Raw genomic sequence first — 20747 nt, 5'->3', positions numbered from 1 at the left:
GCAGAGTTTGTAAGAGTCAGACACCAGGTGAAAAGACCCAACCACCGCAACAGCGGCACGTCCACTGTGACACTGAGAGTGTTCGTACGCGTTCTGGCGGCGTGTCGCGTACAAATGCGTGCGCTCGGCGGAGGCAGCTGATCTTTCAGCCGGTGTTGCCGATCAACTCCACGCCGCTGCCGTTCCAGCGGAACTTCACGATGCTGTCCAGGCCGGTGATGCCGCTGGCGTACTTGAGGGCCACGGTGTCGCCGGTGCTCTGCGCGGTGTCGATGCCGTTGAACCCGTAGGTGTCCGGCACACCCGTCGGGATGAACTTGCCCAGGTGGAACAACACCGCCCTGGTGTTCGGGTTGTCGGCATTGGTGTTGGCCTTGATGATGATCGCCGACAGCGGGGCGCACTCGTTGTAGTTGCCCGCAATCGGCTCGGGGTTCCAGCCCTGCTGGCTGCGCGGGTCCTTGGGCAGCTCCGAGACCGCCGCAACGATCGCGGGCGCGGCCAGGTTAACCGCGCACGGATCGGCGGGTGCGCGGGTGGTGGGTGGCACCGACACGGGCGGCGGGGGTGCCGAGGTCTGCGGGGGCGCCGGGCTGGTGGCCGTGGCCTCCGGGGTCTTGGCCACCGTGGAGTCGCCGGAGCTGCACGCCGGCGCGATCGCCACCGCGATCACGGCCAGCGGGTACCCGATCAGCCGACGCGTGCGCTGCGTCGCTGTCTCCGTCCTCATGTACCTGGACCACACACCGCGCCACGCTACCGGCTCGCCCGTCGCCCGCCGGGACGTCGCATGTCCTCGCGGGCTCTAGACTGATACCCCGATGACCACTCCGGATTCCGACCAGACCGACGCCGCGGTAGCGCCGGCAACCTTCGCCGACCTGCAGATCCACCCCGCGGTGCTCGAGGCGGTCGCGGAGGTCGGCTATGAAACCCCGTCGGCCATTCAGGCCGCCACCATCCCAGCGCTGCTGGCCGGCTCCGACGTCGTGGGCCTGGCGCAGACGGGCACAGGCAAGACCGCGGCTTTCGCGATCCCGATCCTGTCCAAGATCGACGTCGACAGCAAGGCCACCCAGGCCCTGGTGCTGGCGCCCACCCGCGAACTGGCGCTGCAGGTGGCCGAGGCGTTCAGCCGCTACGGTGCCAAGCTGCGGGTCAATGTGCTGCCGGTATACGGCGGGTCCTCGTACGTGCCGCAGTTGGCCGGCCTCAAGCGCGGCGCCCAAGTCGTCGTCGGCACACCCGGCCGCGTGATCGACCATCTGGAGAAGGGCAGCCTGGACCTCTCGCACCTGGACTACATGGTGCTCGACGAGGCCGACGAGATGCTGCAGATGGGTTTCGCCGAGGACGTCGAACGCATTCTCGCCGAAACCCCGGAGTACAAGCAGGTCGCCCTCTTCTCGGCGACCATGCCGCCCGCGATCAAGAAGATCACCGCCAAGTACCTGCACGACCCCGTCGAGGTGACGGTCAAGTCGAAGACCCAGACCGCCGAGAACATCACGCAGCGCTACTTCCAGGTGTCGTATCCGCGCAAGATGGACGCGCTCACCCGGCTGCTCGAGGTCGAGCAGGGTGACGCGATGATCGTGTTCGTCCGCACCAAGCAGGCCACCGAGGAGGTGGCCGAGAAGCTGCGGGCCCGCGGGTTCGCCGCCTCCGCCATCAACGGCGACATCCCGCAGGCGGTGCGCGAGCGCACCATCTCCCAGCTCAAAGACGGGACCATCGACATCCTGGTCGCCACCGACGTGGCTGCCCGTGGCCTCGACGTCGAGCGCATCTCCCATGTGGTGAACTTCGACATCCCGCACGACCCGGAGTCCTACGTGCACCGCATCGGGCGCACCGGCCGCGCGGGACGTTCCGGCACCGCCTTCCTGTTCGTCACGCCGCGCGAGCGGCACCTGCTCGGCGCCATCGAGCGCGTCACCCGGCAAAAGCTGGTCGAATCCGAGCTGCCCTCGGTGGACGACGTCAACGAGAAGCGCGTGCAGAAGTTCAGTGACTCGATCACCGACGCGCTGGCCAAGCCGGGCATCGAGTTGTTCCGCAAGCTGATCGAGGGTTACGAGCGCGATCACGACGTGCCGATGGCCGACATCGCCGCCGCGCTGGCACTGCAGAGCCGCGACGGCGAAGAGTTCCTGCTGACGGAGCCACCGCCGGAGAAGCGCCGCGAGCGTCCGGACCGGCCGCCGCGGCCGGACAAGCCGATGCGCCGCGACGGTGGGTTCGCCACCTATCGCATCGAGGTCGGCAAGCGGCACAAGGTGATGCCCGGTGCGATCGTCGGCGCCATCGCCAATGAGGGTGGGCTGCACCGCAGCGATTTCGGCCACATCACCATCAAGCCGGAGTTCTCCCTGGTGGAGTTGCCGCCGAACCTGCCCGCCGAGACGCTGCAGAAGCTGGCGAAAACACGTATTCAGGGCAACCTGATCAATCTCCAGCTCGAGGACGGACCGGGCCGCTCGTCGAGCGGCAGGTCGGGTCCCAAGCGCGACGGGAAGTTCAAGAAGCCCCGCAAACCGCAATGACCACGTCGCGGGACGCGGAAGCCGTCGGCGGCCTGGAACAGGTCTCGACGGCGGACCGGGTCGCGTCGCTGACCGGTATCCGGGCGGTGGCCGCCATCCTGGTGGTGGCCACGCACGCGGCCTACACGACGGGCAAGTACCCGCAGGGCTACCTCGGGTTGGTCTATTCGCGCATGGAGATCGGCGTGCCGATCTTCTTCGCGCTGTCGGGGTTCCTGTTGTTCCGGCCGTGGGTGCAGGCGGCCGCAACCGGTCGCGGATCCCCCTCGGTCAAGCGCTACGCCTGGCACCGGGTGCGACGGATCATGCCCGCGTATGTGGTGACGGTGCTGCTGGCGTATCTGCTGTATCACTTCCGCACCGCCGGGCCGAATCCCGGTCACACCTGGTACGGCTTGTTCCGCAACCTGACGCTCACCCAGATCTACACCGACAGCTATCTGTATTCGTTTCTGCACCAAGGGCTTACGCAGATGTGGAGCCTGGCCGTGGAAGCCGCGTTCTACGTGGCGCTTCCCGCGCTGGCCTACTTCCTGCTGGTGATGCTGTGCCGGCGGGCGTGGCGCCCGGGCGTGGTGCTGGCCGGGCTGGCCGGGCTGGCGCTGATCTCGCCGCTGTGGTTGACGCTGGTGCATCACACGGACTTCCTGCCCGACGGCGCTCGGCTGTGGTTGCCCACCTACCTGGTGTGGTTCCTGGGCGGCATGCTGCTGGCGGTGCTGCAGGCGATGCGCGTGAGCTGTTACGCGTTCCTGGTGTTGCCGATCGCCTTGATCTGTTTCCTGATCGTGTCGACGCCCATCGGCGGTGAACCGACCACTTCGCCGACGCAGTTGTACGAGGCGCTGTTCAAGACCGGCTTCTATGCGGTCATCTCGACGCTGGTGATCGCGCCGTTGGCACTGGGCAACCGCGGCTTGTACTCGCGGTTCCTGGCCAGCAGGCCGATGGTGTGGTTGGGGGAGATCTCCTACGAGATCTTCCTGGTGCACCTGGTCCTGATGGAGCTGGTGATGGTCGAGGTGCTGCGCAAGCAGGTCTACACCGGTTCGATGTGGCAGCTGTTCGTGGCCACCATGGTGGTCACCATTCCCGTCGCCTGGCTGCTGCACCGTTTCACCCGCGTGCGCACCTGACGCCCAAACCGGCACACGGGCCCGTTTGTGCGAGTGCGTTCCGGCCAAATGTCGGTTTCGGCGGGAACCGAGCAACCCTCGCCCGCGACAAGTTAGGGTAGCCTTCCTAACCATGGCCGAACAGAAACCATCCCGTGGGCTGACCGGCGCGTTGGTCAAACTCTGGCGCGGCGGCGATTACGAGCTGACCGTCACGGGTCGCACCGAGATCAGTCCGCATTACCTTCGGCTGCACTTCGACTCCGGAGACCTGCTCAAAGAACGGTCCATCCACCCGACGATGTGGATCCGTGGCTGGTTTCCCGACGGGGACAAGTCGCATCAACGCGGCTACACGCTGGTCAACCCCGACCCGGTGGCGGGCACGGTCGACATCGACTTCGCCCTGCACGACGGCCTGGCCACGCGGTGGGCGCAGCTGGCCGAGCCCGGCGATGTGCTCGAGGTGACCGTGCTCGGAAGCAACTTCCAGCTACCCACCCCGGCGCCGGCAGGCTGGGTGATCGTCGGTGACACCGCGTCCCTGCCGGCCATCAACTCGCTGCTCGAAGCGATCGGCGACACCCCAGCCAAGGTGTTCCTGGAAGCCGGGTATGACGATGACCGGGGGTTGCCCGTTCACGGCGATGCGGACGTCACCTGGGTGGACCGCAAAGACGCCGGCGCGGCTCTGGTCGAAGCGGTGCGCTCCGCGGCGTTCGACGCCTCCGGTCACTTCGGCTGGGTCGCCTGCGACAACCGCACCACCCGCAGTGTCACCAAGGTGCTCCGCGAGCAGTATTCGATCCCGAAGAAGTCGCTCAAGGCCCTGGCTTACTGGCAGGTCTGACTAACACAACCGGAGTGCGCGCCGATATCCGGGGCATGACCCGTTTGCGTGTCGTCGCCGCGCTGCTCGCCGCACCGTGGCTGCTGGCCGCGCCCGCTCAGGCTGACGCCTCCGCCTACCTCGGTGCTGTTCCGGTGGTGGCGTCCCCGACGTGCGCGGGCACCGTCAGCGCGGACTCACAGGTGGCCCCGGTGCAGGTCGACGGACGTGTCGACGACGGCATCCGCGTCGCGATCCACTACGACGCCGGTCGCTACGACGGGTCCTGCACGCTCACCGTGACGGCCACCTGGACCAACCTCGACACCGGAGTTTCCGGCAGCGGCGACATCACCGCGGTGTCGACCATCGACGGGCACTACGGGTTCATCGGCTACGCCAACGCGGTGTTCGAGCCGGGTCCCGGGGCTGTGGTGATCACGCTCAGTTCTCACCCGGGCGCCGAAATGCGGCTCACTGTCTGACATCGTGAGGTGCCGGGGTCATGATCGGCACCAGGAACTCCTCGACCATCGAGCGCTCGTCGTCGGCGTCGCGCCCGGGTAACAGCAGCAGGGATGTCAGGACCCGGACCAGCCACCGGGCTTTCCGCTCGACGGCCGCGGGGTCGTCGTCGCCGAGCGAGACGATGAACGCCGACCCCATCGCCTTGATGACATCGGACTGTTCGGCGATCTCCACCCCGATTGGGGTGCCATTGGTGGCGAACCACGAACTCAGCGCCGGGCTTTGGCGTACCAGCTCCAGCGAGGTGAGGAAACCGGCGATCAGGCGTTCACGCGGATCGGCGATCTCGGCGATCCTCTCGGTCATCCGCGAGTGCAGGGCGTAGGCCTCGCGATGGACGTAGGCGGTGTGCAAGGCTTCGCGATTCTCGAAGTACCGGTACAGCGTCGCGCGCGAACACCCTGCTGCCGAAGCGATTTCATGCATACCGACGGCTCCCGGAGTGCGCTGGGCGAACAGCTCACCCGCCGCGTCGAGAATGCGGTCGGCGGCCACCTCGCTGCGGCGCGAGCCCAGCCAGTCGTTGCCGGCCATCAGGATTTCACCGTGAACGGCACCGACAGCGGACGCCGGACATAGCTCCCGCCGGCCCACACGATCCCGGACCCGTCGACCTCGAAATCCGGGCACCTGGTCAGCAATTCGGTCAACGCGACCCTCGATTGCATGCGGGCGGCTGCGGCGCCCAGGCAGTGGTGGGCGCCATGGCCGAACGTCAGGATGTTGCGAGGCCTGCGCGTCACATCGAGCTCGGCGGCATCCGGGCCGTACTGTCGCTCGTCGCGGTTGCCGGAGCCGTACAGCAACAGGGCCCGGCGGCCTTGCGGGATGGTGGTGTCGCCGATGGTGACGTCGCGGGTGGCCGTGCGGGTCAATCCCTGCACCGGTGAGGTCAGCCGCAGGAACTCGTCCACGGCATCGGGGATCAGGTCCGGATTCTCGGCGAGCAGCCGGCGCTGATCGGGACGCTGGTGCAGCAATTGCACTGAGCCCCCGAGCATTCCGGTGGTGGTGTCGTTACCGCCGGTGACCATGGTGAAGGTGAACGCCAGCACCGCGAAAGCGTCCACCTCGGCGGCCACCAGGTGCGACACCGTGTCATCGTCCGGTTCGACGCGCCGCCGTTCGATCAGCGCGGTGAAGTAACTCATCATCTCCCCGAGGGTCTCCAGCGCGCCGCCGATCCCGCCGTCGCTGGAGTTCGCCGCGACGATCGCCGCGGTCCACCGGTCGAACCGCGCGCGGTCCTGCTCGGGCACCCCGAGATAGTGCGCAACCACCATCGACGGTAGAGGTTTGAACAGCTCGGCGACGATATCGCCGCCGCCCTCGGCGCGCAGCTTCTCGATGCGCGTTACGACGTACTCGCGGACTTTGGGCTCGACCGCTTCCACCTGCCGTGGGGTGAAACCGCGGGACACCAGTTTCCGAAACGCCGTGTGCACCGGCGGGTCCTGCATCACCATCGGCGGATTGTCCTGCAGGCCGATCATTTCCAGTTCGCCGTAGTTCACCGTCAGGCCTTGCGCCGAGGAGAACGTCTCGTGGTCACGGGCTGCCGCCCAGATGTCGGCGTGCCGGGACAGCACGAAGTAGTCGTCGTCGGGTTTGTTGCCGGGCATGACGTGGTGCACGGGATCGGTATCGCGTAGCGCGCGGTACATCGGCCAGGGGTTGGCCCATGTATCGGCCGACGCCAGTTCGAACCGCACCGGCAGAGCATGAGACAGAGTGGCTTTCATGTCTTATGGATACGACAGAGGGCGCGACATGTCAATGCCAGCGGTCCGCGAACAGCGCCCGGCGCATGAAAGAATGTTGCCGCGAAAACCGGGAGCTGATGATGACGATTCTCTCAGCAGGAGAGTTTGTGGCGTACGGGCCGTCGCACGTGGCGGTCCTCGTCGTGTTCACGATCGGTGCCGGGCTGCTCGTGTGGATCGGACGGCGGCAGACCGAGGCGCAGGCGCGCCTGTTCGGCCGGGGTTTCGCCCTGGTCATCCTGGCGGCGTTCCTGGTGGCGCTGATCTACAAAGCGATCCGCTTCGACCTGCAGACCTCGATTCCGTTGCAACTGTGCGATATCGCCGAACTCATTGCCGCCGTGGCGTTGTGGTCGCAGCGGCGATGGGCCTTCGGGATCACCTATTTCTGGGGCCTGCTGCTCAGTTCGCAGGCGTTGCTGACACCGGATATCGGCACACCACAAGAGGGTGCGCCCGACTTCCCGCACCACCTGTTCCTGACCTTCTTCACCCTCCACGTTCTCGTAGTGTGGGCGGCGATCTATCTCACCTGGGGTCGCCGCCGGCGCCCACAGTGGGGCGACTTCCGGCTGGCGGTGATTGTGGCTCTCGGTTGGGTGGCGTTCACGCTGACGTTCAACACCCTCACCGGGACCAACTACGGCTATCTGAGCCGCAAGCCACCCACCGCCTCGGTGCTGGATGTACTGGGCCCGTGGCCGCTCTACGTCGTGGCCGAGATCGTGATCGTGATCGTGGTCTGGGCGCTGATGACGTGGCCGTGGGAACGCGCCGCGAAGATCACACCACTGCGCCGGGATTCAGGATCCCGTCTGGGTCGAGCGCGGTCTTGATCCGGCGGTTGAGCTCCATCGCCTCCGGGCCCAGATATCCGGCCAGCCAGGGCTTCTTCAACCGGCCCACCCCGTGTTCACCGGTGATGGTGCCGCCCAGGCTGATCGCGAGATCCATGATGTCGCCGAATGCCTTGTTGGCACGCTCGGTTTCGGCGGCGTCGGCGGGGTTGTAGACGATCAGCGGGTGGGTGTTGCCGTCGCCGGCGTGGGCGATCACCGAGATCATCAACCCGGTGTCGGCGGCCATCTTCTCGATGTCGGCCACCAGGTCGGCCAGCGCGGACAGGGGAACCCCGACATCTTCGAGGAGCAGCGAACCCTTGGCCTCGACGGCGGGGATGGCGAAGCGGCGGGCAGCGACAAACGCCTGGCCCTCCTCGGGGTCGGCGGTCGAGAACACCTCGGTGGCACCGTATTCGGTGAAAACAGCCGCCATGAACTCCGTGTCCTCGGCGCCGGTGGGGCCTCGCTCGTCGGACTGGGCCACCAGCATCGCCGCCGCCGTTCGATCCAGGCCCATCTTGAGCTTGTCCTCGACGGCGTTGATCGCCACGGCGTCCATGAACTCGAGCATGGCGGGGCGGATCTTGGCGCTGATGGTGCCCACCGCGTCGCAGGCCGCTCGCACGGAGGCAAACGATGCCACCACGGTGCACGCGTGCGGCTGCGGGGGCAGCAACCGCAACGTCACCTCGGTGATCACACCGAGTGTGCCCTCGCTGCCCACGAACAACTTCGTCAGGCTCAGTCCCGCAACGTCTTTCAGCCGCGGGCCACCGAGACGCACCGCGGTGCCGTCGGCCAGGACCACCTGTAGCCCCAGCACATAGTCGGTGGTTACGCCGTACTTCACGCAGCACAGCCCGCCGGCGTTGGTGGCGATGTTGCCGCCGATGCTGCAGATCTCGAACGACGACGGGTCCGGCGGATACCAGAGTCCGTATTCGGCGACGGCCTTCTTGACCTCGGCGTTGAGCAGTCCCGGTTGGACGACGGCGGTGCGCGTCACGGGGTCGACGGTGATGTCGCGCATCTTCTCGGTCGAGAGCACGATGCCGCCGTTGACGGCGGTCGACCCACCGGAGAGCCCGGTGCCCGCGCCCCGCGGCACCACCGCCACACGGTTCTGGGTGGCCCAGCGCAGGACGGTCTGCACCTCCTCGGTGCAACGCGGGCGGACCACCGCCATCGCCGTGCCCGCATCGGGATCCAGCGCCCGGTCCTGGCGGTAGGACGCCACGATGTCGGGGTCGGTGACGACGGTTCCCTCGGGCAGTTGTGCGGCCAAGTCAGAAATCGTGCTGTGGGTCACACTGACGATCCTAGGGGTCGGGGGTGCGGTCCAGTTCCCGCAGCGAGGTCATGAACACCGCGATCACCCCGATGACCAGCATGGGCAGCGACAATGCCAGGAAGGTGGCCTGCAGCCCGGCGGCGTCGGCCAGCGGACCGGCGATGATCAGTCCGAGCGGGCCCGCCGCGTAGGCCAGCGATCCCATCACGCCGACCACCCGGCCGCGCAGGTGCTGCGGCGCGCGGGTCTGCATCACGAAGTTGTAGATCGGCGCGATCGGCCCGTACACCAGGCCGACGATCGCGCACAGCACCAGGATCACCGGCAGTGGGGGCAGGAACGCGATCACCGTCATCGCGACACCGAGGGTCAGGACCGCGGTCAGCATGATCGCGCGCTTGCTCGAGTACTTCGACCACACCGCATACCCGAGTGCGCCGATCAGCCCGCCGATCGACAACGCCATCAACACCCAGCCCAGGTGCGCCGGTTCGTTGCGGTCGGTGAAGTACTTCGGAAACAGCACGCTTTCCATCGGCATGTAGAGCCCGGTGACGGTGAGGTCGACGAACGCCAGCCCGCGCAGCACTTTGTTGTTCCAGACGAACCTCAGGCCCTCGACGATGCCGGCCCAGACGTTGCCGGGCAGGTGGTCCAGGTCCGGCTTGCCCGCACCTTCCAGGCGCAGGGTCAGGATGGCCGCGATCGACAACACGAACGCCCCGGCCGTCACCCACATGGTGTTGATGCCGCCGATGGTGGCGATCAGCAGCCCGCCGATACCGGGGCCGACGATGTAAGCGAGGTTGAAGATCGCCTCGTAGACCGAGTTGGCGTGATCCAGCGTCCAGCCGGCGCGGGTGGCGGCCTCGGGCAGCATCGTTTCGCGGGCGGTCATCCCGGCCGGGTCGAAGAACGCGCCGAAGGCGGCGAGCACCGCCAGCACGGCGACGTTGATGGTGTCCACGCCGAAGCTCAGCGCCAGAACCGGAACGGTCGCCACGGACAGCGCCGACAAGACGTCGGAGATCATCGACACCCGTCGCCGGCCCAGGTAGTCCACCGCGGCGCCGGCGATCAGCGTCGCAATGAGCAGCGGTAGCGTGCCCGCCATCGCCACGATCGAGGCGTCGACTGCCGAGCCGTTGCGCTGCAGCACCAGCCACGGGAACGCGACCATCGAGATGCCGTTGCCGGTACCGGCCATCAGCGCGGCGAACAGGATGGTGAACACCGGTCCGCGCTTCGTGTTGGTGGCCATGGCGCGCTGAATCTAGCAGCGCACGTCCGCTCAACGCGCTGGATTTTTCGGCGCTGCTTGCCGGCGCGGTTTTTGGCGCCGCTCCTCCTCATCGCTCGTTCCTCGCTCTGCATCGGTCGCCGGCGCGGTTTCTGGCGCCGCTCCTCCTCATCGCTCGTTCCTCGCTCTGCATCGGTCGCCGGCGCGCGCATGCACCATGGACGGGTGCTGCTCGAACACCCCCGCACCGGCAAGCTGTTCCCCTCACCGGTACCGCCCGGCCGCGGCTGGCCCGGTGACCCGGCCCGCCGCACCACCCCGGTGGCCGTCGACGCTCAGGCCGTGTCGCAGCTGGCTGCCGAGGCCACGACCCTGCGGCAGCTGGACGCGGCGATCAGTGTGTGCAGGGCCTGCCCGCGGCTGGTGGAGTGGCGCGAGGAGGTCGCGGTCGTCAAGCGGCGGTCGTTCATCGACCAGCCGTACTGGGGGCGGCCGGTGCCAGGGTGGGGTGCGGCGCGGCCGCGGATCTTCGTCGTCGGGTTGGCGCCGGCGGCCAACGGCGCCAACCGCACGGGCCGGATCTTCACCGGTGACCGCTCTGGCGATCAGCTGTTCGCGGCGCTGCACCGGGCCGGGCTGGTCAACCAGCCGACCAGCGCGGATGCCGCAGACGGGTTGCAGGCCAACGGAATTCGCATCGGCTCGCCGGTGCGGTGCGCGCCGCCGGGCAATGCGCCCACCCCGGCTGAGCGGACGACGTGTGCGCCGTGGCTGGCCGCGGAGTGGGCGTTCATCGGCAAACACGTGCGTGTGGTGGTCGCTTTGGGCGGGTTCGCCTGGCAGGTGGCGCTGTCGATGGTGGGGGAGACGTCTCGACCCAAGTTCGGCCACAACGTGCTGGTCGATCTGAAGCCGGGCCTGCAGCTGCTGGGCTGCTATCACCCCAGCCAGCAGAACATGTTCACGGGCCGGCTCACCCCGGCCATGCTCGACGAGGTTTTCACCCGGGCTTCTGCGATTTCGGCGCGGAAGTAACCGCTGAGCGGTTATCAACGCGCCGAAATCGCAATAAAAGGGGAGTTGGTGGTGTTGGTAAGAGTTATGCGGCTTTCTGTGCTCGATCTCGTCCCCGTCCGCGCCGACCAAACCACTGCCCACGCGCTGGCCGCCACGGTCCGGCTGGCGCAGACCGCCGACCGGCTGGGTTACACCCGTTACTGGGTGGCCGAACACCACAACATGCCGGCCGTCGCGGCCACCAGCCCGCCCGTCGTGCTGGCCTATCTGGCAGGTCAGACCGACCAGATCCGGCTGGGCTCCGGCGGGGTGATGCTGCCCAACCACGCGCCGCTGGCCGTCGCCGAGCAGTTCGCACTGCTGGAAGCCGCCGCACCGGGACGTGTTGATCTCGGCATCGGCCGCGCCCCCGGTTCGGATCCCGTCACCTCCGTCGCGCTCAGAGGCGCCGCCGGCCGCGACGATTCCGACATCCAGAACTTCCCGCGCTACCTCGATGAGGTGGCCGCCATGATGGGCTCGGGCGGCGTCCGCGTGGAATTGCCGCGCCAGCTGATGCGCCCCGAGTACATTCTCAAAGCCACCCCGGCAGCGGCCAGCGAGCCGCGGCTGTGGCTGTTGGGTTCGTCGATGTACTCCGCGCACTTGGCCGCAGCCAAGGGTCTGCCGTACGTCTTCGCCCACCACTTCGCCGGCCAGGGCACCGAAGAGGCGCTGGCCGTCTACCGGGAAGAGTTCCAGCCCAGCGACCTGGCGGCCGAGCCCGTCACGTTCATGACCGTCAACGCCTCCGTGGCGCCCACCCGCGAGGAAGCTGAGGCGCTGCTTCTGCCGCAGCTGGTGATGATGGCCACACTGCGCACCGGAAAGCCCTTGCGTGCACTCGATCTCGTCGAGGACGCCGAAGGTCTGCAGTTCACCGCGCAGGAGAGCGCCATCATCGAGGACGGCCGCGCCCGCGCCGTGGTGGGCGCACCGGCCGAAGCCGCCGACCAGGTGCGTGAGGTGGCCGAGCATTTCGGTGTCGACGAGGTGATGATCAACCCCGTCGGATCCGCCTTCCGCGGTACCGACGCCGCCACCGCGCCGGCCCGCGAGACCACGCTCGAGCTCCTCGCTAAGGAGCTGTTCTAGTCAGCGCGATGATGGCGATGGGCCGGTCGGTCCGCTTCTGGTAATTGGTGTAGCGGTCAGAGTTGTTGGCGTTCACCAGTTTCCAGAGCCGCGGGTAGTCAGCGTCGTCGGGCAGCAGGATCTCGGCGTGTACCGCGAACCGCTGCGGCCCCACGTTGATCTCGACGTCCGGGTGCGCCTTGAGGTTGTGATACCAGGCCGGGTACCGGTTGGCCCCTCCGTTGGAGGCGACGATCAGGTATCGCTCGCCGTCGCGGGCGTACGTCAGCGTGTTGACCCGTGCGGCACCGGTCTTGGCGCCCACCGAATGCAACAGCAGGCTCGGGGGAGCGCCGGGGATGTGATGGCCGATGCGGCCACCGGACTTCTGGTAGACGAAATCGTGCACCCGCAGTAACCGCAGGCCGATCTTCTCCACTGGGGACAGGCTCATGAGGCCAGTCTGTCAGCCCATCCCGACGATGCGTGCCACGGTCAGCGCGGAGGTCAGGCGCAGCAGGTCACGCGGCCTGGCCAACCGTAACCCGGTCAGCCCCTCCAACCGCCGCACGCGTTGGGCGACGGTGTTGGGATGCAGATGCAGTGCGGCTGCGGCTGCTCGCCGGTCGAGTTCGTGATCCAGCAGGACCCGGGCGGTGCGCAGCAGTTCGGTGTCGTGCGCGTCGTCGTAATCGAGCGCGGCACCCAGCGTCGAACGGGCGAAGTCGCGCAGCGCGGCGGGGTCGTCGAGTTGCAGCAGCAGATGGTCGATCATGACCTCCCGCAGGTCGATCACGCCGTCGCCGTCCCCGGCCAGGTCGAGCGCCCCGCGCAACGTGCGGAACAACCCCGGCAGACCTGCCGGCGATTCCGCACCCGTGACGCCGGCGAACGCGTGAGTGACCGCGCCTGCGGCGACCAGCGCTCCCACCACCTGTGCGGCGAAGACGGCGACATCGCCTGCGGCCGGTGACCACACCAGCACCAGATCGCCGCGGTAGATCGCGGCCAGCGGCCGCGGTGACACCCGGGCCACCAGACGGTCCGCTGCCGCCAAGACCCGCGCCCCCGTTCCGCGTTTCTCGACGCACCGCACCGCGACCAGATGCTGGTTCCCGGAAAGGTCCCAGCCGAGCCGACGCGCTCGATCCAGCAGCGCCACGAGGTCGGCGCCCTCGGTACCCAGCAGGTCGGAGACCAGCGAGCCGCGCAGTCGCTGTTCCACCTCCGCGGCGGTGCGGGCGCGCAGCAGTTCCAGGGCGGTCACCACGGCGGCGTGCTCGGCGGCCCGCACGTCGAGACCGGACAGCTGCGCCAGAGGTGCGTCGATCCGTATGTGCGCCACCACGTTTCCGTCGAGCACCACCCCGGCCACGGTGCTCTCGCCTGGGCCGGAGACCACCGCCCCGCCGGTGACTTCGAAACCCTCGGCCAGACTCGCCGGACCGGAGGTGCCGGCCAGCTTCTCGCCATAGACGTCTTCGATCAGCACGTCGCGGCCCAGCAGTTCGGCCAGCGCGGCCGCCACCCCGGCAACGCCCTCGCCGCGCAACGCGGTGGCGGTGAGCAGGGCGTGCACCTCCTCCGCGCGGCGGAGTTCGCGAATGGTGTTCTGCTCGCTGGCGCGCAGTTGCGCGGTGCCCAGGGCGATGGCCACCTGGGTGGCCATCGCGTTCACCAGGCTGATCTCGGCGTGGTCGAAACGGTGCGGGGCGGCGTGATACCCGTTGAGCGCGCCCACCACGCGGCCGCCGCGGCGCAGCGGCACCGATACCAGGGCGCGATAGCCCTGCTCATGGGCAACCCCGCCCCACGGCCCGATCCCGGGCACCGACTCGATGTCCTCCAGCACCACCACCTCGCCGGTGCGGAAGGCCACGCTGGTGGGCGCTTCCTCGGCGTCGTCGGCGGTCTCCAGCAGGATCGGGCGCTCGGCGTTGACCTTGGCGATGTAGTCGCTCGACAACCCGTGTGAGCCGACGATGGTCAACGCCCGGCCGCTGTCGTCGGGCAGGAACACAGCGCAGAAGTCGAAGCCCAGGAGGGTGCAGGCGGTGCGTGCCACCCGGTCCAGCAGGTCGGCCACGGGCTCGTCGCCGCCCACCGCTTCGCCGATACCCGCCAGGGCGTCCAGCCAGCGTTCGAGGGGCACATCAGGCCTGTGTGTGTCCGTAGACATATCGTCCACCTTAAGTGTGTATCTGCAGACATTGCCCGAGGTGGTCTGGGTCACGCATCGTGTTGCGAGGCGGTGACAGCCGTCACAGGAATGTTAGGAGGTGACTATGCCCCGGGAGACAGGCATCAGGCCCACACGGCGCGTGGCCACAACGGTGGTCGCGCTGGCAGCCACCGCGGTGACGGTCTTGGCGACCGGTTGCTCCGCCGGCCTCGGCGGCCCGGCGTCCTCGCGGGACGCCCGCGACGGCGAGATCCGCTTCACCTTCGCCCCGGACCCGATCTGGGACTACATGCACGACACCGGGCTGGTGCAGGAGTGGCAGGACGAGACCGGCTACACCATCGAGACCAGCGCCACCTGGGACGAATTCGGTTTGTTCGCAGGCGGTCACGCCGACATCATCTCCACCGCCTCGTTCGAGGTGCCCTACCTCGAGGAACAGACCCAACGCGAGACGGTCATCATCGGCCGCTACAACGCCGAGCGCAGCCGCATCCTGGTGCGCACCGATGATCCCGCGCAGTCGGTCGAGGATCTGCGAGGCAAGCGCATCGGTGTTTTCACCACCGTGTCGGGGACCTTGGTGTGGAGTGCGCTGATCAAGCAGATGCACGACATGAACCTCGTGGACGAGGGAGGGTCGGGTTCCGATTTCGAGGTCGTCGTCGCCGACATCCAGAACCTGTCGAATCTGTTGGCCCGCGGTGAGATCGACGCCTGCATCTGCTATCCGGACCTGTCGGCCCGCGAACTGCGTGACGGCGCCGTGCGACCGCTGTATGACGGCAAGTCCTCGGCCGACCTGTTCGCCGAACTCAACGCACCCGGTCACGACGGCCCGATGGGCAACGTCTTCGTCGCCCGCAAGGACTGGGTGGAAGACCATCCGGCCGAAGTGTCCGCCTTCCTCGACCTGTGGGATCAAGGTCTGGCCGAATGGCAGAACCACCGCGACCAGATGATCGAACAGTATCCGCAGCATTTCGCGGTTGCCACACCGGAGGACATCGAGTTCATGAAACAGTATGTCGCCGACCATGACTGGGTGGTCGACGAGGTGCGGTTCGACCAGGAGTGGGCCGACGACGAGAGTTCCATCTTCGACCTGATGCGCAGCACCGGGATCATCGGCGACGACATCGACGATCCGCAGTTCCTGCCGACCGAAGGAGTCCAGCAGTGACCCAGACGATCGAGGCGCCGCCGGCACCGTCGGTGCACCGCCCGCCCAGAGGTCCCCGACGCTGGCTGGTGTCGGGTATCGCGCTGATCGTCGCGGCGGCCGCGTGGGCGGCCATCGCGGCCTGGATCGACGACCCGATCCTGCCCCGCCCGGCCGCCGTGCTGGAGCAGATCATCGAGATCACCGTATCCGGTGAGGCTTTCGCCAATTTCGCCTCCAGCATCGCCAAGATCGCCGCCGGATTCGTGATCGCCATGGTGGGCGGGTTGGTCATCGGATTCGTGATGGGGCGCAGCAGGTTCATGACGTCCTATTTCTCGCTGCCGCTTTTCGTGCTCGGCAACATGCCCGGGCTGACCTACGCGGTGTTCGGCCTGCTGATCTTCGGCGTCGGAGCCGGCGGACCGATCGTGGTGTCGGCGCTGGTGGCGCTGCCGTTCATCGCCATGAACGTCGCCGAAGGCGTGCGCTCGGTCGACGGCAAACTGCTGGCGATGTGCCAGGCCTTCGAGCGCAACCGTCGCGACGTCCTGCGCCACCTCTACCTTCCGGCGCTGGCCACTTTTGTCTTCGCCGGGGTGCGCTACGGCTTCGCGATGGCGTGGAAGGTCGAGGCACTGACGGAGGTGTTCGGCGCCAGCGACGGTGTTGGCTTCATGATCCGCAAGGCCTACCAGGAGTTCCAGGTGGCCGACATGCTGGCCTGGACCGGCCTTTTCATCATCACCATGATCCTGATCGAGCGCGGCCTCGCCTACACCGAGACCCGTTTCTTCGCATGGCGGAAGGACCTCGCATGACCCTCACGATGCCGGCCCGCAAGTGGCAGCGCCACCTCAAAGCGCAGGGCTCCTCGGCGGTCGCGATCATCGCCTCACTGCTGAGCATCCTGGCCGTCTGGCAGATCGCGGTGATCGTCGGGAACCGGGTGCCCTCACCGGCGCAGTCGGTCGAGCGCCTGGCCAGTGAGGCCGCCGTCGGCGAACTGTGGCACAACCTCGCTCTGAGCATGAACCGGTTCCTGCTCGGGCTGGCGCTCGCGCTGGTGGTCGGTACCGCGATCGGTGTCCTGATGGGAATGTCGAAGCTGGCCGATCTGGCCTTCTCCGATCTCAACGCCGCGGCGCTGGCCATCCCCGCCGTCATCTGGGCGCTGCTGACCACCATGTGGTTCGGGTTCGGCTGGCTCACCCCGGTGGTGACGGTGTTCCTGTCCGGATTGCCGTTCGTCATCGTCAACATCGCCAAAGCCACCCGCGCGGTCCCTGCCGAATTGGTCCTGATGGCACGCTCTTTCGGTGTTTCGCGATCCTATGTACTGCGCCACATCGTGGCGCCGGCGGTCGCCGGGTCCACCGTCGCGGCGGTCCGGTTCGCCATCATGAGCGCCTGGAACGGCCTGCTGCTGGCCGAGTGGTTCGGTTCCACCTCCGGTGTCGGATGGCGTTCGCGGTACTGGTATGACGCCAACCAACTCGACGGCTTCTTCGCCTGGGTGCTGGTGTTCATCCTCGCCCTCGTCATCGCCGACCTGCTGATCCTCGGCCCCATCGAGAAGTACGCCACCCGCTGGCGCACGGTCTGAAAGAGAGAAAACTCATGGCTTCCATCGAAATTCGTGATCTGGTCAAGGACTTCCATGACCGGCAGGGCAACCGCACCCGCGTCATCGACAACATCGACCTGACCATCTCGGGCGAGACGTTCGTCTCCGTCGTCGGTCCGTCCGGCAGCGGTAAGACCACCCTGCTCAACATCGTCTCCGGCATCGAAACGCACACCTCGGGTACCGTGAGCCTGCGTTCGGGCAATCGTGATGCCCGCGTCGGCTACGTGTTCCAGGATCCGCGGCTGCTGCCGTGGCGCACCGTGATGGCCAATCTCGGCTTCGTGCAACACGAACGGGCCGGCTGGCAGGAACGCGCGCGGCATTACCTGGACCTGGTGGGCCTGTCCCATTGCGCCGACCGTTACCCGTCGCAGCTGTCCGGCGGTCAGCAGCAGCGCATCGGCATCGCCCGGGCGTTCGCCGTCGAACCGGATGTGCTGCTGATGGACGAGCCGTTCTCTCACCTGGATGCCATGACCTCACGCACCCTGCGTGAGCACCTGGAGCGCATCTGGCTCGAATCGCGTCGCACCGTCATGTTCGTCACCCACGACGTCACCGAGGCCGTCCAATTGTCGGACCGCATCGTGGTTCTCGAGCCGGGCGGGCGCATCCACGAGATCATCGACGTGGACCTGCCCCGGCCGCGTAAGGCCTCTGACCCGGCGGTCGCGGTGCTACAGGCCGAAGTGCTGGCACGGTTCGAGCGTCTGGAAGCACGGCAGGCGGCGCTGGCATGACCCTGCGAAAAGGCGTGATCGATGTCCACGCCCACTGGCTGCCCGAAAAGCTGTTCGGCCTGCCGCCCGGGTCTCCGTTGCCCGCGCTCAACGGCCGCGACGGGCAACTGCACCTGGGGGAGCTGCCGCTGTCCATCGCGACGGAAGCGATGAGCGATCCGCAGCGGGTGCTGGCCGATACCGACGCCGCGGGTCTGGGGGCGCGGGTGCTCTCGGCGCCGCCGTTCGCCTTCCCGGTGGTCTCCTCTGAGGAGCTGACATCAGGTATCGACGAGTACGTGGGCTCGTTCAACGACGCTGTGGCACAGGTCTGCCGGGACAGCGACGGCCGCCTGCTGGGGCTGGGCCTGGTGTCGCTGCACGATCCCGACGCCGCCCGCAAGCAGATGGAGACATTCACCGAACACCTGCGCGGAATCGCCGTCCCGCCCTTGCTGGGCACCACGTCATTCGACGCCTCACCCATGCGCGACATCCTGGCCATCGCCGCCGAACGTGACCTGGCGGTGCTGGTCCATCCCATGCAACTGCCCAGGCCGGAATGGCCGTCGTACTACCTGGCGAACCTGATCGGCAATCCCACCGAGACGGCAACCGCGGCCGCGTCCCTGGTACTCGGCGGCGTGGTGGACGAACTGCCGAACCTGCGGATCGTGTTGCTGCACGGCGGTGGTTGCGCGCCGGCGCTGCTGGGCCGTTGGCAGCACGGTTGGGAGCAGCGCGCCGATGTCCGCAGCGCCGGAACCGCGGCTCCTCGAGAGGGTTTCACGAAGTTGTGGTTCGACACGCTGACCCACGACGGTCCGGCGCTGGACCTGCTCCGGGCGCATGCGGACCCCACCCATCTGGTGTGCGGCAGCGACTACCCGTTCGACATGGGTGTCGAACGGCCCCTTGATCTTCCGCGCAGCGTTGGCCTCGACGACGACGTTCTGGAAGCCAACGCCCGTCGTTTCCTCAAGCTCGAAGGAGATAACGATGACTGACGAAGTGAACACCCGCCACGATTGGTCAGGGCACCGGGCTCTGGTCATCGGCGGCTCGATCGGCGGCCTGACCGCGGCGCTGCTGCTGCGTCGTCTCGGCTTCGACGTCGACGTCTACGAACGCACGCCCACCAGCCTCGACGGCCGCGGCGGCGGTATCGTGCTGCAACCGGACACCATCCGCTGGTTTGCCGAATGCAGCAGCCAGCATCCCGAACAGGTCAGCACGTCAACGCATTACGTGCAGTACCTGGATTCGGACAACAACGTCGTGCACCGGGACAACGCCCCGTGGAGCTACACGTCATGGGGAACGTTCTACCGGGCGCTGCTGGCCGACTTCGGCACCGAGCGTTACCACCTCGGCGAGTACGCCTCGGGGTTCGACGAAGACGACGACGGCGTGGAGGTGCGCTTCGCCTCCGGACTGCGGGAACGCGCGGCGTTGGTGGTGTTCGCCGACGGCATCACCTCACCGAGCCGGCGGCGCATCTCCCCGGAATCAGAGCTGGAGTACTCCGGCTACGTCGGCTGGCGCGGCACCGTCCTCGAAAAAGATGTCTCGCTTGAAACATTCGAGCTGCTGCACGACGCGATCAGCTACAGCGTGGCACCGCACACCCACATCAACGTCTATCCCATCCCGTCGAACGAGGGTGGACTGGCGGTGGGCGAGCGGCTGCTCAACTACGTCTGGTACCGCAATGTGGCCGAGGGACATGAGCTCGACGAGCTGATGACCGACAAGCGTGGCTTCGCCGCGAAGGTGTCCCTGCATCCCGGTGCGGTGCAGGATCGTTTCGTCGACGAGATGCGCACAGCGGCAATCGAACTGCTGGCGCCGGCGGCCGCCGAAGTGGTGGTGCGCACCGAGCAGCCGTATCTGCAGGCGGTGTACGACGCCGGTACCAGCCGGATGGCGATGGGCCGGGTGGCGCTCATCGGTGATGCGGCCAGCGCCGCCCGCCCGCATGCAGCGGCCGGCACCGCGAAGGCCGCCGCCAACGCCTGGGCCCTGTTCGACGCACTGGCCGAGGCCGACAACGTCGCCGACGCACTGGCCAAATGGGAACCGGGACAACTCGAGCTCGGGCAGCGGCTGCTGCACCGCGTCAAGGCGATGGGCACCCGCTCCCAGTTCGACTGCACCTGGACCCCCGGCGACCCCGACCTTCGCTTCGGCCTCTACGGCCCCGGCAAGTAGCGATTTCGGCGCGCTCGTAACCGCTGAGCGGTTACGAGCGCGCCCAAAACACACAAAGGAGAGAGCATGACAACTGAGTTCCTCACCGACGCCCCGCTGGCCGGAACGCTGATCGCCGAGAATTTCGAGGGCTGGAGCGACGAGCTCAAGGCCGAGTTCGAGACCTACGCGTACGACGGGCACGTCGGTTCGCGACTGCTGTCGGAGAACGACCGCGTGCGGGTCTGGGAGATCCGGTTGGCGCCGGGGCAGCGCTTCCACGTCCACCGCCATGTGCTGGACTACTTCTGGACCGCGGTGAACGCCGGCCGCAGTCTCCAGCACACCTCCGACGGCACCACCCGCGAAGTGTCCTACAACGCCGGTGAGACACGGCATTTCAGCTTCGCCGAAGGGGAGTTCCTGCTGCACGACATCGAGAACGCCGGCACCGAGGAGCTGGTGTTCACCACCGTGGAGCACCTGAACTCCGCCAACGCCCCACTGACCCTGGCCTGACCCACCTCAATCGCGAGCGCGCGTGTCTGTGCACAACACGCCGAGCCACAACGTACAAACA

The 20747-nt window shown here is 67.4% G+C and carries 21 protein-coding genes; 14 read left to right on the top strand and 7 right to left on the bottom strand.

The features are described from left to right. Nucleotides 1-145 precede the first annotated feature (145 nt). On the bottom strand, nucleotides 146-730 hold the full coding sequence (locus AC3A6P_RS24835; protein WP_487694585.1) for an LppP/LprE family lipoprotein: 585 nt from the start codon (nucleotides 728-730) through the stop codon (nucleotides 146-148). 91 nt (nucleotides 731-821) lie between these two features. On the opposite strand from AC3A6P_RS24835, the gene AC3A6P_RS24830 reads away from it, so the two are divergent. The 4 genes from AC3A6P_RS24830 (at nucleotide 822) to AC3A6P_RS24815 (ending at nucleotide 4975) form a co-directional block, all read left to right on the top strand. Then, the gene (locus AC3A6P_RS24830) at nucleotides 822-2546 is read left to right on the top strand and encodes a DEAD/DEAH box helicase (RefSeq protein ID WP_487694584.1); all 1725 of its coding nucleotides are present in this window, start codon (nucleotides 822-824) and stop codon (nucleotides 2544-2546) included. After that, the gene (locus AC3A6P_RS24825; RefSeq protein ID WP_487694582.1) at nucleotides 2543-3682 is read left to right on the top strand and encodes an acyltransferase family protein; all 1140 of its coding nucleotides are present in this window, start codon (nucleotides 2543-2545) and stop codon (nucleotides 3680-3682) included. The genes AC3A6P_RS24830 and AC3A6P_RS24825 overlap by 4 nt, the downstream gene beginning before the upstream one ends. A 112-nt stretch (nucleotides 3683-3794) precedes the next feature. After that, a complete protein-coding gene (locus tag AC3A6P_RS24820) occupies nucleotides 3795-4511 on the top strand; it encodes a siderophore-interacting protein (RefSeq protein WP_487694580.1) in 717 nt (238 codons plus the stop codon). A gap of 35 nt (nucleotides 4512-4546) precedes the next feature. Continuing rightward, nucleotides 4547-4975 (top strand): hypothetical protein, encoded by a 429-nt coding sequence (locus AC3A6P_RS24815; RefSeq protein ID WP_487694579.1) that lies wholly within the window; start codon nucleotides 4547-4549, stop codon nucleotides 4973-4975. Here the strand turns inward: AC3A6P_RS24815 and AC3A6P_RS24810 are convergent. Further along, nucleotides 4965-5552 (bottom strand): TetR/AcrR family transcriptional regulator, encoded by a 588-nt coding sequence (locus AC3A6P_RS24810; RefSeq protein WP_487694577.1) that lies wholly within the window; start codon nucleotides 5550-5552, stop codon nucleotides 4965-4967. The two genes, AC3A6P_RS24815 and AC3A6P_RS24810, sit on opposite strands and share 11 nt — an antisense overlap. Next, complete coding sequence (locus AC3A6P_RS24805) at nucleotides 5552-6760, bottom strand: cytochrome P450 (protein WP_487694575.1); 1209 nt, start codon at nucleotides 6758-6760, stop codon at nucleotides 5552-5554. Before AC3A6P_RS24805 ends, AC3A6P_RS24810 begins: the two co-directional genes overlap by 1 nt. Before the next feature lie 98 nt (nucleotides 6761-6858). Between AC3A6P_RS24805 and AC3A6P_RS24800 the strand changes: the two genes are divergently transcribed. Beyond that, nucleotides 6859-7617, top strand: coding sequence for a YwaF family protein (locus tag AC3A6P_RS24800; protein ID WP_487694573.1), 759 nt, complete (start codon nucleotides 6859-6861; stop codon nucleotides 7615-7617). Here the strand turns inward: AC3A6P_RS24800 and AC3A6P_RS24795 are convergent. After that, the gene (locus AC3A6P_RS24795; RefSeq protein ID WP_487694571.1) at nucleotides 7565-8932 is read right to left on the bottom strand and encodes an FAD-binding oxidoreductase; all 1368 of its coding nucleotides are present in this window, start codon (nucleotides 8930-8932) and stop codon (nucleotides 7565-7567) included. The genes AC3A6P_RS24800 and AC3A6P_RS24795 overlap by 53 nt on opposite strands. A gap of 10 nt (nucleotides 8933-8942) precedes the next feature. After that, the gene (tap, locus tag AC3A6P_RS24790; protein WP_487694569.1) at nucleotides 8943-10175 is read right to left on the bottom strand and encodes a multidrug efflux MFS transporter Tap; all 1233 of its coding nucleotides are present in this window, start codon (nucleotides 10173-10175) and stop codon (nucleotides 8943-8945) included. A gap of 189 nt (nucleotides 10176-10364) precedes the next feature. Between tap and AC3A6P_RS24785 the strand changes: the two genes are divergently transcribed. Then, entirely contained in the window at nucleotides 10365-11189 is an 825-nt protein-coding gene (locus AC3A6P_RS24785; protein ID WP_487694567.1) for a uracil-DNA glycosylase, read from the top strand. 66 nt (nucleotides 11190-11255) lie between these two features. After that, the gene (locus AC3A6P_RS24780) at nucleotides 11256-12305 is read left to right on the top strand and encodes an LLM class flavin-dependent oxidoreductase (protein WP_487694565.1); all 1050 of its coding nucleotides are present in this window, start codon (nucleotides 11256-11258) and stop codon (nucleotides 12303-12305) included. On the opposite strand, the gene AC3A6P_RS24775 is transcribed toward AC3A6P_RS24780, so the two are convergent. Next, complete coding sequence (locus tag AC3A6P_RS24775; RefSeq protein ID WP_487694563.1) at nucleotides 12289-12738, bottom strand: nitroreductase family deazaflavin-dependent oxidoreductase; 450 nt, start codon at nucleotides 12736-12738, stop codon at nucleotides 12289-12291. The two genes, AC3A6P_RS24780 and AC3A6P_RS24775, sit on opposite strands and share 17 nt — an antisense overlap. Before the next feature lie 12 nt (nucleotides 12739-12750). Further along, nucleotides 12751-14463, bottom strand: coding sequence for a helix-turn-helix domain-containing protein (locus AC3A6P_RS24770; protein ID WP_487694562.1), 1713 nt, complete (start codon nucleotides 14461-14463; stop codon nucleotides 12751-12753). 106 nt (nucleotides 14464-14569) lie between these two features. On the opposite strand from AC3A6P_RS24770, the gene AC3A6P_RS24765 reads away from it, so the two are divergent. The 7 genes from AC3A6P_RS24765 to AC3A6P_RS24735 all read left to right on the top strand — a co-directional run bounded on the left by AC3A6P_RS24765 (nucleotide 14570) and on the right by AC3A6P_RS24735 (nucleotide 20686). Next, on the top strand, nucleotides 14570-15649 hold the full coding sequence (locus tag AC3A6P_RS24765; protein WP_487694560.1) for an ABC transporter substrate-binding protein: 1080 nt from the start codon (nucleotides 14570-14572) through the stop codon (nucleotides 15647-15649). Beyond that, nucleotides 15646-16449 (top strand): ABC transporter permease, encoded by an 804-nt coding sequence (locus AC3A6P_RS24760; RefSeq protein WP_487694558.1) that lies wholly within the window; start codon nucleotides 15646-15648, stop codon nucleotides 16447-16449. Before AC3A6P_RS24765 ends, AC3A6P_RS24760 begins: the two co-directional genes overlap by 4 nt. Continuing rightward, nucleotides 16446-17234 (top strand): ABC transporter permease, encoded by a 789-nt coding sequence (locus tag AC3A6P_RS24755; RefSeq protein ID WP_487694557.1) that lies wholly within the window; start codon nucleotides 16446-16448, stop codon nucleotides 17232-17234. The genes AC3A6P_RS24760 and AC3A6P_RS24755 overlap by 4 nt, the downstream gene beginning before the upstream one ends. Before the next feature lie 14 nt (nucleotides 17235-17248). After that, entirely contained in the window at nucleotides 17249-17998 is a 750-nt protein-coding gene (locus AC3A6P_RS24750) for an ABC transporter ATP-binding protein (protein WP_487694556.1), read from the top strand. Continuing rightward, complete coding sequence (locus AC3A6P_RS24745) at nucleotides 17995-18984, top strand: amidohydrolase family protein (protein ID WP_487694555.1); 990 nt, start codon at nucleotides 17995-17997, stop codon at nucleotides 18982-18984. The genes AC3A6P_RS24750 and AC3A6P_RS24745 overlap by 4 nt, the downstream gene beginning before the upstream one ends. After that, nucleotides 18977-20188: an FAD binding domain-containing protein gene (locus AC3A6P_RS24740; RefSeq protein WP_487694553.1), complete on the top strand. Its 1212-nt coding sequence runs from the start codon at nucleotides 18977-18979 to the stop codon at nucleotides 20186-20188. The genes AC3A6P_RS24745 and AC3A6P_RS24740 overlap by 8 nt, the downstream gene beginning before the upstream one ends. Nucleotides 20189-20254: 66 nt before the next feature. Beyond that, nucleotides 20255-20686, top strand: a complete 432-nt coding sequence (locus AC3A6P_RS24735) for a cupin domain-containing protein (protein ID WP_487694552.1) — start codon at nucleotides 20255-20257, stop codon at nucleotides 20684-20686. Nucleotides 20687-20747 lie beyond the last annotated feature (61 nt).

The sequence above is a fragment of the Mycobacterium sp. Soil_C_30 genome, from assembly GCF_057656995.1.
This window is presented reverse-complemented; position numbering and strand designations above follow the sequence as displayed.

What these genes read in the sequence shown, in the direction of transcription:
- AC3A6P_RS24835 (WP_487694585.1), bottom strand. Translation starts at nt 730, where the DNA reads ATGAGGACGGAGACAGCGACGCAGCGCACGCGTCGGCTGATCGGGTAC.
- AC3A6P_RS24830 (WP_487694584.1), top strand. Translation starts at nt 822, where the DNA reads ATGACCACTCCGGATTCCGACCAGACCGACGCCGCGGTAGCGCCGGCA.
- AC3A6P_RS24825 (WP_487694582.1), top strand. Translation starts at nt 2,543, where the DNA reads ATGACCACGTCGCGGGACGCGGAAGCCGTCGGCGGCCTGGAACAGGTC.
- AC3A6P_RS24820 (WP_487694580.1), top strand. Translation starts at nt 3,795, where the DNA reads ATGGCCGAACAGAAACCATCCCGTGGGCTGACCGGCGCGTTGGTCAAA.
- AC3A6P_RS24815 (WP_487694579.1), top strand. Translation starts at nt 4,547, where the DNA reads ATGACCCGTTTGCGTGTCGTCGCCGCGCTGCTCGCCGCACCGTGGCTG.
- AC3A6P_RS24810 (WP_487694577.1), bottom strand. Translation starts at nt 5,552, where the DNA reads ATGGCCGGCAACGACTGGCTGGGCTCGCGCCGCAGCGAGGTGGCCGCC.
- AC3A6P_RS24805 (WP_487694575.1), bottom strand. Translation starts at nt 6,760, where the DNA reads ATGAAAGCCACTCTGTCTCATGCTCTGCCGGTGCGGTTCGAACTGGCG.
- AC3A6P_RS24800 (WP_487694573.1), top strand. Translation starts at nt 6,859, where the DNA reads ATGATGACGATTCTCTCAGCAGGAGAGTTTGTGGCGTACGGGCCGTCG.
- tap (WP_487694569.1), bottom strand. Translation starts at nt 10,175, where the DNA reads ATGGCCACCAACACGAAGCGCGGACCGGTGTTCACCATCCTGTTCGCC.
- AC3A6P_RS24785 (WP_487694567.1), top strand. Translation starts at nt 10,365, where the DNA reads ATGCACCATGGACGGGTGCTGCTCGAACACCCCCGCACCGGCAAGCTG.
- AC3A6P_RS24780 (WP_487694565.1), top strand. Translation starts at nt 11,256, where the DNA reads ATGCGGCTTTCTGTGCTCGATCTCGTCCCCGTCCGCGCCGACCAAACC.
- AC3A6P_RS24775 (WP_487694563.1), bottom strand. Translation starts at nt 12,738, where the DNA reads ATGAGCCTGTCCCCAGTGGAGAAGATCGGCCTGCGGTTACTGCGGGTG.
- AC3A6P_RS24770 (WP_487694562.1), bottom strand. Translation starts at nt 14,463, where the DNA reads ATGTCTACGGACACACACAGGCCTGATGTGCCCCTCGAACGCTGGCTG.
- AC3A6P_RS24765 (WP_487694560.1), top strand. Translation starts at nt 14,570, where the DNA reads ATGCCCCGGGAGACAGGCATCAGGCCCACACGGCGCGTGGCCACAACG.
- AC3A6P_RS24755 (WP_487694557.1), top strand. Translation starts at nt 16,446, where the DNA reads ATGACCCTCACGATGCCGGCCCGCAAGTGGCAGCGCCACCTCAAAGCG.
- AC3A6P_RS24750 (WP_487694556.1), top strand. Translation starts at nt 17,249, where the DNA reads ATGGCTTCCATCGAAATTCGTGATCTGGTCAAGGACTTCCATGACCGG.
- AC3A6P_RS24745 (WP_487694555.1), top strand. Translation starts at nt 17,995, where the DNA reads ATGACCCTGCGAAAAGGCGTGATCGATGTCCACGCCCACTGGCTGCCC.
- AC3A6P_RS24740 (WP_487694553.1), top strand. Translation starts at nt 18,977, where the DNA reads ATGACTGACGAAGTGAACACCCGCCACGATTGGTCAGGGCACCGGGCT.
- AC3A6P_RS24735 (WP_487694552.1), top strand. Translation starts at nt 20,255, where the DNA reads ATGACAACTGAGTTCCTCACCGACGCCCCGCTGGCCGGAACGCTGATC.